Source organism: Aestuariivirga sp. (assembly GCF_046093005.1).
GTDB lineage: Bacteria > Pseudomonadota > Alphaproteobacteria > Rhizobiales > Aestuariivirgaceae > Aestuariivirga.
Genome location: NZ_JBJTER010000205.1, coordinates 1 through 14440 on the forward strand (window position 1 = coordinate 1; position 14440 = coordinate 14440).

Sequence of the window (14440 nt, forward strand, 5' to 3'; positions counted from 1 at the left end):
CCCTCTCGATGACAAATGGCTCGAAAAACGCCCATTCCTTGTCCGACATCAACCCGCGAACCATCGCTGTTCTCCGCAAAGAACAGCCTTGAATCAGAAATCACGTGATTTGTGAATCCACTTTGTCAACACCACCTAGGCCAGCGAATCCGGACAGGAGACAAGCAGTTGGGCATTATCGTCAGCAGGCATGGTCTCGATGCCCCGCAGAAATCCGCTGCCGCGCCATCGGGTGCCGGTCGGGCATGGGCGCACTACTGCTATCTGTTTCCGGAACTTTCGGACAAGCCGGACGCCGGCCTGTTCCCCGGCGCCACGGCCCGGCAAACGCTGGCGCGCCTCCAGAACTTTGAGGAAGTCTACCGGCAGCATCACCATGCCACGCCGCGCATGCGGCTTGCACCCGTCTATACATACTTCGGTCAGTTCATGAACCATGACCTGTCGGCGCCGTCCGCCACCGCCGGCCGGGGGAAGGCGGGCGCCGCGGCGATGATCATCGGCGACGCGGACGTTCCGGATCGTATGTTGAACAGCAGGCCGGGCACAACGGCGCACATACTTGCCCGCATCTATAACGAGCACCAGAACCCGCTGCTGCTGGACAGCCTCTATGCCGATGGACCGCGAAGCGGCGATCCGGACGTCAGAAGCCTTTACGAAGCCGATGGCGTGCGCTTCAGGCTTGCCAGGGCGCAGACCCTCACCGTTGAACAGCTCAGCGCGACGGCCATAAGGCCGGATATGATGCTGCACCGGAAGGGCGCCTATGATCTGCCGCGCGACGTGGGCAACGGCGTCGCATGGATTGCCGACCGGCGTAATGATGAGAACCTGATCATCAGCCAGCTGCATCTGGCGCTGATGCTGCTGCACAACAAGGCGGCCGCCGCTCTCAGGCGGGACATCCCGGCCCCCGCCGAACGGTTCGCGGCCGCGCGGCGGGAGCTGACGCGCCACTATCACTGGTGCATCCTCAACGACTACCTCCCGAAGCTGCTCTCACGGGGCGTTCTGGCGGATGTGCTTGCCGCGCCGCCGCGGCTTCCGCCGCCCGGCCAGGTGCCGATGGAGTTCACCACGGCCGCCTTCCGCTTTGGCCATTCGATGGTGAGCGGGCGTTATGATTTCAACGCCAACTTCGGCAAGGGCGGCAAGGCCGGCAAGGCGGCCACTCTGGATCAGCTCTTCGCTTTCACATCGCACGCGAAGATGGGAGTTTTCGCCGGCGTCGCCGGCCAGCTGCCGGACCATTGGCTGGCCAGCTGGCGGCGGCTTACCCGGCTTTCGGGCGCTCCCCCCGGCGGCGCCGATCGCATCGACATGCGCTTCGCCTCCGGCATGCTCAACAGCATCAGACATTCCGGCAAGTTGCGGGATTCCTCGATTTTCTTCCGCAATGTCATGCGCGGTTTCTTCCGCCGCATGGCCTTCGGGCAGGACTATGCCCGCGCCTATGGATTGGCCCCTCTGCGGCCGGCCCGGGTGCTCTCCGCCATGCCGAAGGAGGCACGCGAGGCCGCCGAGACAGCGGGGCTTCAGGAGAACACGCCGGCATGGCTCTATTTTCTGTGTGAAGCCGACGCGCTGGAAGATGGCGAAAGGCTGGGTCCGGTGGCGAGCCGCATCATCGCCGATACGGTGACCGGGCTCATCAGGCGCCATGGCGGATCGCTGCTGAAACTGAACGGCCGCCCCTGGCATCCGAGGGACAGCGTTCTGAAAACCCGCGACGGCAAACCGCTCGACTCGCTGCGGATGCTGCTTCTCTGTGCCGAGGAGGAGCAGCCCCCTGAAAGCCTTGTCTGAAGCGTATGTTTCCTGGCGGCATCCTTGACCTTTCACCGCCTTGGGCCTACCTCCTCATCCGCCAGCTGGCCGGATGACCGCCGCCGCGAGGCCCGAAAGGGCGCGGGGGAGGAAAGTCCGGGCTCCATGGAAACACGGTGCCGGATAACGTCCGGCGGGGGCGACCCCAGGGAAAGTGCCACAGAAAATATACCGCGGACCGGGCCCCAAAGGCCTGGCGCAAGGGTGAAAGGGTGCGGCAAGAGCGCACCGCGCCCCCGGCAACGGGGGTGGCAGGGCAAACCCCACCGGGAGCAAGACCGAATAGGGGTGGCATGGCGGCTTCGGCCGCCAGGGCCGTTTCCGGCCCCGCCGCCCGGGTAGGTTGCGAGAAGCGTCCGGCAACGGGCGTTCCAGATGAATGGTCATCCAGTGCGGGGCAACCCGCATGGACAAAACCCGGCTTACAGGCCGGCTGGCATTTGCTGTTCCGGGGCAGATCGAAACCATTTGTTAAGCAGGCTGACGGCATTGTCGGCTGAGGATTAACGCCTTTTTCACCGTGATTTAGGCTCGCCATGGCCGCCGCCGTTCAAACCGCCGCCCCCGCCCACGTGCCGGTGATGCTCGCCGCCGTGCTCGGCCAACTTGCGCCGCGCGACGGCGAAGCCTTCATCGACGCCACCTTCGGGGCGGGTGGCTATAGCCGCGCCATTCTCGAAGCCGCCGATACCCGCGTGCTGGCCATCGACCGCGATCCTTCCGCCGTGCGGGCCGGGGCAGCCCTGGCCAAGTCCTTCGCGGGACGGCTCACCCTGCGCGAGGGGCGGTTCTCCGACATGGAAGCGCTGGCCCGCGACGCCGGCTTTGAACAGATCGATGGCGTGGTGCTGGATATCGGCGTGTCCTCCATGCAGATCGACGAGCCCTCGCGCGGCTTCTCCTTCCTGCGCGACGGGCCGCTCGACATGCGCATGAGCCAGGCCGGGCCCTCGGCGGCCGACGCGGTGAACGGCCTGCCGCAGGAGGCGCTGGCCGATATCATTTTCGCGCTGGGCGAGGAGCCCAGGGCGCGGGCCATCGCGCGGGCCATCGTGGCGGCAAGGGCCGAAGCGCCGATCGCCACCACGCTGGCGCTGGTCAGGGCGATTGAGCGCGCCACCGGCCGGCCGCGCCCCGGCGAGCGCATCCACCCCGCCACCCGCACCTTCCAGGCGCTGCGCATCCATGTGAACGGCGAACTCGATGAGCTTTCGGCGGCGCTGCACGCGGCCGAGCGATTGCTGCGGCCCGGCGGCCGCCTGGTCGCCGTCACCTTCCACTCGCTCGAGGACCGCATCGTGAAGCAGTTCCTGAACGTCCGCGCCGGCAAGACGCCGGCGGGCTCCCGCCACCTGCCGGCGCAGGGGCCGGGGCCCGAACCCTCCTTTACCTTGCCGTTCCGCGGCCATCTCGCGGCGCCGGAAGACGAGGTGGCGGCCAACCCGCGGGCCCGCTCGGCCAAGCTGCGCGCCGCCATCCGCACCGCGGCGCCGCCCGTTCCGCCCGGAGCCGCCCCCACCAAGCGGACCCGCCACTGATGCATAAATTCCTCAACTTCATCCTGGTCGTCACCCTGCTGGTCTCGGGTTTCGTGCTCTATTCGCTGGAGCACACCGCCCGCGGGCTGGAGCGTGACATCGCCAGCCACCGCCGCGGCATCGCCGAGGAGATCGAGACCACGCGGCTGCTCAACGCCGAATGGTCGAGCCTCACGAGGCCCGACCGGCTGCGGGCGCTCGCCGAACAGCATCTCGGGCTTTCGACCCTCAAGGCCTGGCAGATCGTCAGGCTCAATGAGATCGGTCAGAAAGTGCCGCCGGAACCCTTCATCAAGCTCGAAGCGCAGGGCTCCGACCCGATTGGCGCCATCATCGAGAAGGCGCCGCAGCCATGACCCCGAAAGCCATCAACCCCGGCGCTGCCCGCCTCGGCGGCCAGAACCGCATCCGGCTGATCGGGCTGTGCTTCACGGCGGCCTTCCTGGCGATCGCCGGCCAGCTGATCAATCTCACGGTGTTTCCCAGGCTGGAGGAAGAAAATCCGCGCCCGGCTGTTGAGGATCGCCTGCCGCGGCCCGACATCGTGGACCGTAACGGCGTGCTGCTGGCGACCGACGTGGCGGTCGCGTCGATTTTCGCCGACCCCGCCAAGATCATCGACATCGACGAGGCGGTGGAACTGCTCACCGCCACCATGCCCGATCTCAATGCCGCCGAACTGCGCCGCAAGCTCACCACCGCCAAGCGCTTTGCCTGGATCAAGCGCCAGGTCTCGCCCGAGGAACGCGATGCCGTCTACAATCTGGGCATTCCCGGGGTCAGCTATGTCAACGAGCGCCGCCGCGTCTATCCGCAGGGGCGGCTGGCCGCGCATGTCACGGGCTATGTCGATCTCGACAACAAGGGCATCGCCGGCATCGAGCAGTATCTGGACGGCGCCGGCGCCATCTACACCGCCTCGCTGGCCGAACCCACCGAACACCGCAGCCAGCCCGCCGAGACCTCTGTCGACATCCGCATTCAGGCGGCGATGATCGACGAGATCTCCGCCGCCATCGTCAAGTTCAGCGCGATCGGCGGCGGCGGCATCGTGATGAACGTCATGACGGGTGAGATCCTGTCGCTCGTCTCGCTGCCGGATTTCAATCCCAACCAGGAGAACAAGAACTTCTCGAAGGATCAGCAGAACCGCATGACCAGCGGCGTCTATGAGCTGGGCTCGGTGGTGAAGGCAGTGACCTTCGCCATGGCGCTGGACTATGGCACGGCGAGCCTCGAGAGCCAGTTCGACGCCCGCTATCCGCTGGTTATCGGCAGCGCCCGCATCGATGATTTCCGCGCCCAGCGCCGGGTGCTGACACTGCCCGAAGTGTTCACCTTCTCCTCCAACATCGGCACCGCGCGCATGGCCCTCGAGGTGGGCACCGAGCGCCACCAGGAATTCCTGCGCCGGGTTGGCCTGTTCGACCGTTTGCAGACCGAGCTTCCGGAAAGCGCCAAGCCGCTGCTGCCGCGGCGCTGGAGCAAGCTTGCCACCGCCACGGCGGCTTTCGGCCATGGTTTCGCCGTGCAGCCCCTGCAAGGAGCAGCGGTGGTTGCGGGTCTGATCAACGGCGGCGAAATGATCACGCCAACCCTTCTGCGGCGTAATGAGGAAGAGGCGCGGGCGATGGCCACGGCCATCGTCCAGCCGTCGACCAGCGAGACGCTGCGCTACCTGTTCCGCCTCAACGCCACGCAGGGTTCGGCCTCCAAGGCCGATGTCACCGGCTACCGGGTCGGCGGCAAGACCGGCACCGCCGAGAAGGTGGTGAAAGGGCGCTATTCGACCGAGAACCGCCTCACGTCCTTCATCGGCGCCTTTCCGATGGAGAACCCGCAGTATCTGGTGCTGGTGATGCTGGACGAGCCCAAAGCGACGCCTGACACCCACGGCTTCGCCACCGCCGGCTGGAACGCCGTGCCGACCGCCGGACGCATCATCGAGCGCATCGCACCGATGCTGGGCATTCAGCCGGAATTCACGCCGGAAGACCTTGAGAAGATCGCCAGGCTCGAAGCCCAGGAAAAGAAGAAGGACTGACCGGCCGGTGAGCAAGACCCTTGGCCAACTGATCGCGGGCGAAGCCCCGGTGCCGCCGGGTGCCGGGGCCTTGCCGGTTCTTGGCCTCACCGCCGACAGCCGCGCTGTGAAGCCGGGCTTCGTCTTCGCCGCGCTGCCGGGAAGCAAGGCGGACGGCGCGGCCTTCATTCCGCAGGCGGTGGCGGCCGGCGCCGCCGCGGTGATCGCCGGGGCCAGCCGCGCCGCTCCCGTTCCGGTCATCGCCGCTGAAAATCCGCGCCGCCTCTACGCCCACATGGCCGCGCGCTTTTTCGATGCCCAGCCTGGAACCGTGGTGGCCGTCACCGGCACCAGCGGCAAGACGTCGGTTGCCGGCTTCACCCGCGAGATCTGGACAGCACTCGGCCTTCGCGCGGCGAGCCTCGGCACCATCGGCGTGGTCGCGCCGTCGGGGAACTATTCGCTGGAACACACCACACCCGATGCGATGACGCTGCAGGAGACGGTGGCGCGGCTTGCCCACGAGGGCGTGAGCCACCTCGCCATCGAAGCCTCGAGCCACGGGCTTGACCAGCACCGGCTGGACGGGTTGCGGCTGGCGGCCGCCGGTTTCACCAATCTTTCGCATGATCATCTCGATTATCACCCGACGGTGACGGACTACTTCAACGCCAAGATGAGGCTGTTCGAAGACCTGCTGCCGCCGGGCAGCCCCGCCGTCATCAACGTCGATAGCGAACACGGCGCGGAGGCCGCGCGGCGCGCCATGGCCCGCGGCCTCGCGGTGTGGAGCGTGGGGCGGCGCGGCGAAGCGATCCGCGTTCTCGATGTGCAGCGCCACGGCGCCGGCCAGCATCTCGACATCGCGGTCCATGGCAGGACCTACCATGTGGACTTGCCGCTGGCCGGCGATTTTCAGGTTTCCAATGCGCTCATCGCGGCGGCGCTGGTGATCGGCACCGGCGGCGACGAGGCCCGCGCCATGTCTGCGCTGCAGTCCCTGAAGGGGGCCAGAGGCCGGCTCGAACTGGTGGGCCACAGCCGGACCGGTGCGCCTGTATTCGTCGATTACGCCCACAAGCCCGATGCGCTGGAGAATGCGCTTGCGGCCCTGAAGCCTTTCGCCAGGGCCCGCCTCGTCGTGGTGTTCGGCTGCGGCGGCGACCGTGACCGCGCCAAGCGCCCGCTGATGGGCGAGATCGCCACCAGGCTCGCGGCCAGGGTCTATGTCACCGACGATAATCCACGCGGCGAAGACCCGGCGGCGATCCGCGCCGCCATTCTGGCCGCCGCCCCCGGCGCCATCGAGATCGGTAACCGCGCGGCGGCGATCCGCGCCGCCATCGATGAGCTGGGCCCCGGCGACGTGCTGGTGGTGGCCGGCAAGGGCCATGAGGAAGGCCAGAAGATCGGAACGGCGCTCCTGCCGTTCAGCGACCATGAGGCCGTGAGGGCCGCAATCGAGGGACGCGACTATCATGGCTGAGCCATTGTGGACCGTGGAGGAACTGCGCGAGGCGACCGGCGGCCGCCTGCATGGCGCGGTGACGGCCCCGCTCACCGGCGTCACCATCGATTCCCGTGCGGCGGGCAAGGGCGATGTCTTCGTCGCCATCAAGGGCGAGCGCCATGACGGGCATGATTTCGTGGCGGGCGCATTGCAGGCCGGCGCCGCGCTGGCCATCGTTTCGCGCGTCACGCCGGAAATGCGCGCCGCGGGGCCGGTGCTCGAAGTTGCGGAAGACCCGTTGCGCGGCCTGGAAAACATGGGCCGCCATGCCCGCGCCCGCTGTGAGGGCCAGGTCATCGCCGTCACCGGCAGCGTCGGCAAGACCTCGACCAAGGAAATGCTGCGCACCGCGCTTTCCGCCTCGGGCGCAACCCATGCCTCGGCGGCCTCGTTCAACAATCACTGGGGCGTGCCGCTCACCCTGGCGCGCATGCCGCGGGAAACCGCCTTTGGTATCTTCGAGATCGGCATGAACCATGCCGGTGAGATCACGCCGCTCGTTGCCATGGTGCGCCCGCATGTGGCCATCGTCACGACCATCGCGCCCAGCCATCTTGGAAACTTCGACTCGCTTGATGGCATTGCCGATGCGAAGGCGGAAATCTTCACCGGTGTCGTGCCGGGCGGCCACGCGGTGATCAGCCGCGATACGCCGTTCTATGACAGGCTGGCGGCGGCGGCGAAGACTTCGGGCATCGATGACGTCGTGTCCTTCGGCCAGCATGCGGCGGCCGATGTCCGGCTGGAGCGCGTGGCGCTCCACGCCGAATGCTGCTGCATCACCGCCAATGTGATGGGCGAAACCCTGATCTACAAGCTGGGCCTTCCCGGCCAGCACGGCAAGGCTGTTCAGCGCCATGTGCTGGCCGCCGCGAAGCTTGCCGGCGCCGATCTCGCCCGCGCCGCGCTGGCGCTTGCGGGTGCGCGCCCGGCCAAGGGCCGCGGCGTGCGCGAGAGCCTGGCGATCGCCGGTGGCGAACTGTTGCTGATCGACGAAAGCTACAACGCCAATCCGGCCTCGGTGGCGGCGGCGCTGGCATTGCTGGGTGCGGCCCGGCCGCCGCATCGCGGTGCTGGGCGACATGCTCGAACTTGGCGACAGAGGCCCGGACCTGCACGCGGGCCTCATCGACCCCGTGACCAGCGCCAGCGTCGATCTCGTCTATGCGTCGGGCCCGCTCATGGCCCATCTCTGGGAGCGGGTGACGCCTGAAAGACGCGGCGCCTATGCCAGCGCCTCCGATGGCCTCAGCGCGCCGCTCCTGGGAAGCCTGAGGCCCGGCGACGTCGTCATGGTCAAGGGCTCGCTCGGCAGCCGCATGGGGCCGCTCGCCGACGCCATCCGCGCCGCCCATCCCCCCGTTGCGAAGGAGTCCTGATGCTCTATCTGCTGTTCGCCAGCCTCGCCGACGAGTTCTCTCCGCTGAACGTGTTCCGCTATCAGACCACGCGCACCGGGCTTTCGATTCTCACCGCGCTGATCTTCGTGTTCCTGTTCGGACCGCGCATCATCGCGCTGCTGAAGGTGAAGCAAGGGCGCGGCCAGCCGATCCGCCCGGACGGGCCGCAGCGCCACATCGTCGAGAAGCAGGGAACGCCCACCATGGGCGGCCTGATGATCCTGTCCGGCATCTTCGTGGGCACCCTGCTGTGGGCGGACCTGCGCAACCTCTATGTCTGGGCGGTGCTGTTCGTCACGCTGGGCTATGGCGCCATCGGCTTCTATGACGATTTTCTCAAGGTCACGAAAGCCTCCACCAAGGGCTTTTCTGGCAAGGTGCGGCTGCTCGCCGAATTCGCCATCGCCGGAATCGCGGTTGGCATGTTCATGTGGATCGGCGACAAGCCGCTCGCCACCTCGCTCGCCGTGCCGTTCTTCAAGGACGTGCTCATTCCTTTCGGCGCGCTCTTCATTTTCGTCGGCATGTTCGTGGTGGTGGGGGCTGGCAACGCCGTCAACATGACGGATGGCCTCGACGGGCTGGCGATCGTGCCGGTGATGATCGCCGCAGCCAGCCTCGGCCTCATCGTCTATCTGGTGGGCAACTTCAATTTCTCGAACTATCTTGAACTGCATTTCGTGCGCGGCGTGGGCGAACTCGCCATCATCTGCGGCGCCATCGTGGGCGCCGGCCTTGGCTTCCTGTGGTTCAACGCGCCGCCGGCCATGATCTTCATGGGCGATACCGGCTCGCTGTCTCTGGGCGGGGCGCTGGGGGCGATCGCGGTGGCCGCCAAGCATGAGATCGTGCTGGCCATCATCGGCGGCCTGTTCGTGCTGGAAACGCTGTCCGTGATCATCCAGGTCGCCTCCTTCAAGCTCACCGGCAAGCGGGTCTTCGCCATGGCGCCGCTGCACCATCATTTCGAGCAGAAAGGCTGGAAGGAGCCCACCATCGTCATCCGCTTCTGGATCGTCGCCATCGTGCTGGCGCTGATCGGCCTGTCGACACTGAAGCTGAGGTAGGCCTTGTTCCCCGCCACGTCATTCAAGGGCAGGAAGGTCGCGGTCTTCGGGCTGGCGCGGTCAGGCACGGCCTGCATCGAGGCGCTGCTGATGGGCGGCGCCGAGGTGCATGGCTGGGACGATTCAATGCCCGCTGTCGAAAAGGCACGCGCCGCCGGGCTGCCGGTGAGCGATCTTCACGCGCTCGATTTCGCTGGCCTCGATGCGCTGGTGCTGAGCCCCGGCGTGCCGCTCACTCACCCCGAGCCGCACTGGACCGTGCTCAAGGCGCGCCATGCGGGCATTGACGTGATCGGCGATACCGAAGTCTTCGCGCGCGAGGCTGATAGGGCGGGCGCCATCATCGTGGCGATCACCGGCACCAACGGCAAGTCGACGACCACCGCGCTCGCCGGCCATGTGCTGGCGGCGGCCGGGCTCGACGTCGATGTCGGCGGCAACATCGGCAAGGCCGTGTTCCTGCTGCGCCAGCCGGTGAAGGGCCGGGTCTATGTCCTCGAACTTTCGTCCTTCCAGATCGACCTGATGCCGGGGCTGAAGCCCAGGGTCGGCATTCTCATCAACATCACGCCGGACCATCTCGACCGCCACGGGACGATGGAGAACTACGCCGCCGTCAAGGCCCGCATGTTCTTGCGGCAGGGCAGGGGCGATACCGCGCTGTGCGGCGTGGACGACGGCTGGAGTGCGGCCATCGCGGGCCAGGCGGCTGCCGGGGGCGCTGATGTCCGGCGCGTTTCGGTGCTGGAGGATCTGACTGACGGCATCGCGGCGCCCGATGGCATCCTGCGGGACCGGCGCGATAGCAAGCTCGTGGGCGAGATCGTGCTGACGGACATGCCGGCGCTCAAAGGGCGCCACAACTGGCAGAACGCCTGCCTTGCCTATGGCGCGGCGCGGGCGCTGGGCATCGAGTCCAGCGCCATCGCCGCCGCCATGCGCGGCTTCCCTGGCCTCGCCCACCGCATGCAGCAGGTGGGCCGCGTCGGCGCCATCGCCTTCGTCAATGATTCCAAGGCCACCAATGCCGATGCAGCCGAAAAGGCGCTGTCGTCCTTCGAGAACATCTACTGGATCCTGGGCGGCATCGCCAAATCCGGCGGCATAGACCCGCTGCGGCCGCTGTTCGGCCGCGTGGCGCGCGCCTATCTCATCGGCCAGGCAGCGGAAGGTTTCAGGGCGGCGATCGGCGATGCCCTGCCTGCCGAGATCTGCGGCACGCTGGCCAAGGCGGTGGCCGCCGCGCTGCGCGACGCGCGGCAGGACAATCGCGCTGGCGCGGTGGTGCTGCTGTCGCCGGCCTGCGCCAGCTTTGACCAGTATCCAAATTTTGAAGTGCGCGGCGATGCCTTCGTGAAGGCCGTCGCCCAGCTTCCCGGAGTGGAAATGACAGTTGCAGGAGATTCCCATGCTGCTCGGACGTAGCGACCGCGGCCTGCTGGCCCAATGGTGGTTCACGGTGGATCGCGGCCTGATGTTCGCCGTGCTGCTGCTCATGGCTTCGGGCGTGCTGGTGAGCATGGCGGCGAGCCCGCCAGTGGCCGAGCGCATCGGCGCCGACACATTCCACTTCATCAAGGGCCAGCTTTTCTATCTGGGCTTGGCGGTGCCGCTGCTGGTGGGCCTGTCCTTCATGACGCCGCGACCGGCGCGGCGGGCGGGCCTCGTGGTGTTCTTCGGCGCGCTGGCGCTGATGGTCGCGGCCCTTTTCTATGGACCCGAAATCAAGGGCGCCCACCGCTGGATCGACATCGGGCCGGTTACCCTGCAGCCCTCGGAACTGGCCAAGCCCGCTTTTGTGATCGTGGCCGCCTGGTTCCTGGCCGAGCATGTGCGGCGGCCCGAGATGCCGGGGCATCTGGTGGCCTTTCTTTTGGCGGGGGCATTCCTCGGCCTGCTCGTGATGCAGCCGGATTTCGGCCAGACCGCCCTGGTGCTGCTCACCTTCGGTTCGATGCTGCTGATCTATGGCATCTCGTGGTTCTCGGTCGCCGGGCTGGCGGCGCTCTCGGCCACAGGGCTGTTTCTCGCCTATGAGCTGGTGCCGCATGTGCGCTCGCGCATCGACCGCTTCATGAGCCCTGACAAGGGCGACACCTTTCAGGTCGACACCGCCATGCAGGCCTTCAAGAACGGCGGGCTGATGGGCACCGGGCCCGGCGGCGGCGAGGCCAAGCTGGTGCTGCCGGACGCGCACACCGATTTCAGCTTCGCGGTGGTGGGCGAGGAGTTCGGCCTCATCGCCTGCATTCTGCTGCTCTCGCTGTTCGCCTTCGTGGTGATCAAGATCCTGGCGCGGGCCAAGCAGGAGCCTGATCCCTTCGCGGCGCTGGCCCTGAGCGGGCTCGGCATGATCTTCGGCTTCCAGGCGATCATCAACATGGGCGTCAACACCGCGCTGCTGCCCGCCAAGGGCATGACGCTCCCGTTCATCTCCTATGGCGGATCGTCGCTGGTCGGCATGGCCTTCGGCATGGGGCTCGTTCTGGCGCTCGGGCGCAAGCGCTATGGCAGCGTGGCGGCGGCGCCGCTCAACCCGGCCTACGCCTGAGCCGCCATGCGGGAGAAAGGCATCTTCGTTCTCGCTGCCGGCGGCACCGGCGGGCATCTGTTCCCGGCCCAGGCGCTGGCCGAGGAACTGGCCCGGCGCGGCTACGCGATCCATCTGATGACCGACGAACGGGTGCGCGACTACGGCAAGTCCTTCCCCGCCGCCGCCACCCATATCGTGCCCTCGGCGACGCCGTCCTTATCGAAACCCTGGCTGCTGCCGGGCCGCGCCCTGCGGCTCTATGGCGGCTACCGCACTGCCAGCGGCATTCTGAAATCGCTGAGGCCCGGCGCCGTGGTGGGCTTCGGCGGCTATCCGTCGTTTCCGCCGATCATGGCGGCGGCGCGGCTTGGCATTCCCTCGCTGGTGCATGACCAGAACGCCGTCATGGGCCGCGCCAACCGGGTGCTGGCGCGCTGGGCCGATGCGGTGGCCTCCTCCTTTCCGGAACTCCAGGGGCTTCCGCCGGGCGCCCGGGGCAAGCTCACCGTCACCGGCAACCCGGTGCGCGACATCGTGCTGGAGCAGCGCGCGGCACCCTATCCGGGCTTTGACCGTTTCAACCTTCTGGTGGTTGGCGGCAGCCAGGGGGCGCAGTTCTTCGGCGCGTTCATGCCCAGGGTGTTCGCGGCGATGAGCCCCGCTGAACGCGCCGGCATCAGGCTCACCCAGCAGGTGCGTCCGGAAAACATGGCGGCGGTCAGCAAAGCCTATCAGGACATGGGTCTCGATTGCGAGCTGAGCTCCTTCTTCATGGACATGCCGCGGCGCATCGCCGGGGCGCATCTGCTAGTCTGCCGTTCCGGCGCCTCGACCATCGCCGAGCTGGGCGTCATCGGCAGGCCGGCCATCATGGTGCCGCTGCCCCATTCGCTCGACAATGACCAGCTGCGCAACGCCGAAAGCTTCGCCGCCGCGGGGGCGGGCTGGGTTCATCCACAGGCCGGGCTGGAGCCCGCCGGTTTCGCCCAATTTCTGACATCACTTCGCTCTCAACCACGGCGGCTTCAACAGGCCGCGGCGGCGGCGCTCACGCATGGCAAGCCCGATGCCGCGCAGCGGCTCGCGAGCCTCGCCGAACAGATCGCAGGGAAACAGCAGTCATGAAACTTCCGGGCAATGTCGGCCCCATCCATTTCATCGGCATCGGCGGCATCGGCATGAGCGGCATCGCCGAGGTCATGGCGACGCTGAACTATACCGTGCAGGGCTCCGATCTCACCGACAACTACAACGTGGCGCGGCTGCGCAAGGCGGGCATCACCGTGCATATCGGCCACCGCGCGGAGAACCTCGGCGAGGCGCAGGTGGTGGTTGTCTCGTCGGCCGTGAAGGATGACAATCCGGAACTCGTCGAGGCGCGCAACCGCTATCTCCCCGTGGTGCGGCGGGCCGAAATGCTGGCCGAGCTCATGCGCTTCAAATCCTGCGTGGCGGTGGGCGGCACCCATGGCAAGACCACCACCACCTCGCTGGTGGCGGCGCTGCTTGACGCCGGCAACTTTGATCCCACCGTCATCAACGGCGGCATCATCAATGCCTATGGCACCAATGCCAGGCTCGGCAAGGGCGACTGGATGGTGGTCGAGTCGGATGAATCGGACGGCACTTTCGTCAAGCTGCCCGCCGACATCGTGATCGTCACCAACATCGACCCCGAGCACCTCGATCATTACGGCAGTTTCGACAAGGCCAAGGAGGCCTTCCTGGCTTTTGTCGAGAACATTCCCTTCTACGGCTTCGCGGTGATGTGCATTGATCATCCCGTGGTGCAGGAGCTGATCGGCAAGGTGCGCGACCGCCGGGTCATCACCTATGGCCGCAGCCCGCAGGCCGATGTGCGTTTGCTGGATGCGCGCTATGATGACGGCGCCATGCATTTCGCGGTGCGCATGACCAACCGCCGCAGCGGCGCCACGCATGACATCGGCGAATTGAGCCTCGCCATTCCCGGCGATCACAACGCGCTCAACGCCACCGCTGCGCTGGCGGTGGCCAGGGAGCTCGGCATTGCCGACGCGGACATCCGCAAAGGCTTCAAGAGCTTTGCCGGCGTCAAGCGCCGCTTCACCCGCACCGGCGCGCACAACGGGATCACGGTGTTCGACGATTACGGCCATCATCCGGTGGAGATCGCCGCGGTGCTGCGCGCCGCGCGTGGCGTGGCCAAGGGCCGGGTGATCGCGGTGATGCAGCCGCATCGCTATACGCGGCTCTCCTCGCTGTTCAGTGAATTCTGCACCTGCTTCAACGACGCCGATACGGTGATCCTGGCGCCCGTCTACGCGGCTGGCGAGGCGCCGGTTGCGGGCGCCAGCCATGGGGCGCTGGCCGAGGGCCTCAAATCGCGCGGCCACCGCGCCGTTCACACCATCGAGAAGCCCGATGAGCTGGCGCCGCTGGTGCGCCGCCTGGCCAAGCCCGGCGACATCGTCATGTGCCTCGGTGCTGGCACCATCACGCAGTGGGCCTATGCGCTGCCCGGGCAGCTCGAAGCCTTCGACAAGGCGGCCTCCTGATG

Annotated in this window: 10 protein-coding genes, 1 other RNA gene and 1 pseudogene; all 12 read left to right on the top strand. The window is 67.1% G+C overall.

What is annotated here, in order from left to right:
- Positions 1 to 168 precede the first annotated feature (168 nt).
- The 12 genes and pseudogenes from ACKOED_RS17210 to murC all read left to right on the top strand — a co-directional run bounded on the left by ACKOED_RS17210 (position 169) and on the right by murC (position 14438).
- On the top strand, positions 169 to 1809 hold the full coding sequence (locus tag ACKOED_RS17210; protein ID WP_408917855.1) for a peroxidase family protein: 1641 nt from the start codon (positions 169 to 171) through the stop codon (positions 1807 to 1809).
- 61 nt (positions 1810 to 1870) lie between these two features.
- Positions 1871 to 2271, top strand: an RNA gene (gene rnpB, locus ACKOED_RS17215) — RNase P RNA component class A.
- A 95-nt stretch (positions 2272 to 2366) separates the two neighbouring features.
- Positions 2367 to 3368, top strand: a complete 1002-nt coding sequence (gene rsmH / locus ACKOED_RS17220; RefSeq protein WP_408917856.1) for a 16S rRNA (cytosine(1402)-N(4))-methyltransferase RsmH — start codon at positions 2367 to 2369, stop codon at positions 3366 to 3368.
- Positions 3368 to 3724, top strand: a complete 357-nt coding sequence (locus ACKOED_RS17225; RefSeq protein WP_408917857.1) for a hypothetical protein — start codon at positions 3368 to 3370, stop codon at positions 3722 to 3724. Before rsmH ends, ACKOED_RS17225 begins: the two co-directional genes overlap by 1 nt.
- Positions 3721 to 5412 carry a peptidoglycan D,D-transpeptidase FtsI family protein gene (locus ACKOED_RS17230; RefSeq protein WP_408917858.1) on the top strand — a complete coding sequence of 564 codons (1692 nt, stop codon included), beginning with the start codon at positions 3721 to 3723 and terminating at the stop codon, positions 5410 to 5412. The genes ACKOED_RS17225 and ACKOED_RS17230 overlap by 4 nt, the downstream gene beginning before the upstream one ends.
- Positions 5413 to 5419: 7 nt before the next feature.
- Positions 5420 to 6877, top strand: a complete 1458-nt coding sequence (locus ACKOED_RS17235; protein WP_408917859.1) for a UDP-N-acetylmuramoyl-L-alanyl-D-glutamate--2,6-diaminopimelate ligase — start codon at positions 5420 to 5422, stop codon at positions 6875 to 6877.
- Positions 6870 to 8280, top strand: a pseudogene (locus ACKOED_RS17240) (UDP-N-acetylmuramoylalanyl-D-glutamyl-2,6-diaminopimelate--D-alanyl-D-alanine ligase). Before ACKOED_RS17235 ends, ACKOED_RS17240 begins: the two are co-directional and overlap by 8 nt.
- Positions 8280 to 9368 (top strand): phospho-N-acetylmuramoyl-pentapeptide-transferase, encoded by a 1089-nt coding sequence (gene mraY / locus ACKOED_RS17245; protein WP_408917860.1) that lies wholly within the window; start codon positions 8280 to 8282, stop codon positions 9366 to 9368. The pseudogene ACKOED_RS17240 and the gene mraY overlap by 1 nt, the downstream one beginning before the upstream one ends.
- 3 nt (positions 9369 to 9371) lie before the next feature.
- The gene (murD, locus tag ACKOED_RS17250) at positions 9372 to 10793 is read left to right on the top strand and encodes a UDP-N-acetylmuramoyl-L-alanine--D-glutamate ligase (RefSeq protein ID WP_408917861.1); all 1422 of its coding nucleotides are present in this window, start codon (positions 9372 to 9374) and stop codon (positions 10791 to 10793) included.
- Complete coding sequence (locus ACKOED_RS17255; protein ID WP_408917862.1) at positions 10777 to 11919, top strand: FtsW/RodA/SpoVE family cell cycle protein; 1143 nt, start codon at positions 10777 to 10779, stop codon at positions 11917 to 11919. Before murD ends, ACKOED_RS17255 begins: the two co-directional genes overlap by 17 nt.
- A 6-nt stretch (positions 11920 to 11925) precedes the next feature.
- Positions 11926 to 13026, top strand: a complete 1101-nt coding sequence (gene murG / locus ACKOED_RS17260) for an undecaprenyldiphospho-muramoylpentapeptide beta-N-acetylglucosaminyltransferase (RefSeq protein WP_408917863.1) — start codon at positions 11926 to 11928, stop codon at positions 13024 to 13026.
- Positions 13023 to 14438, top strand: a complete 1416-nt coding sequence (gene murC / locus ACKOED_RS17265) for a UDP-N-acetylmuramate--L-alanine ligase (RefSeq protein WP_408917864.1) — start codon at positions 13023 to 13025, stop codon at positions 14436 to 14438. The genes murG and murC overlap by 4 nt, the downstream gene beginning before the upstream one ends.
- The last annotated feature ends 2 nt before the right edge of the window (positions 14439 to 14440 follow it).

Coding starts and splice junctions, on each gene's coding strand:
- rsmH (WP_408917856.1), top strand. CDS start 2,367: ATGGCCGCCGCCGTTCAAACCGCCGCCCCCGCCCACGTGCCGGTGATG.
- ACKOED_RS17225 (WP_408917857.1), top strand. CDS start 3,368: ATGCATAAATTCCTCAACTTCATCCTGGTCGTCACCCTGCTGGTCTCG.
- ACKOED_RS17230 (WP_408917858.1), top strand. CDS start 3,721: ATGACCCCGAAAGCCATCAACCCCGGCGCTGCCCGCCTCGGCGGCCAG.
- mraY (WP_408917860.1), top strand. CDS start 8,280: ATGCTCTATCTGCTGTTCGCCAGCCTCGCCGACGAGTTCTCTCCGCTG.
- ACKOED_RS17255 (WP_408917862.1), top strand. CDS start 10,777: ATGCTGCTCGGACGTAGCGACCGCGGCCTGCTGGCCCAATGGTGGTTC.
- murG (WP_408917863.1), top strand. CDS start 11,926: ATGCGGGAGAAAGGCATCTTCGTTCTCGCTGCCGGCGGCACCGGCGGG.
- murC (WP_408917864.1), top strand. CDS start 13,023: ATGAAACTTCCGGGCAATGTCGGCCCCATCCATTTCATCGGCATCGGC.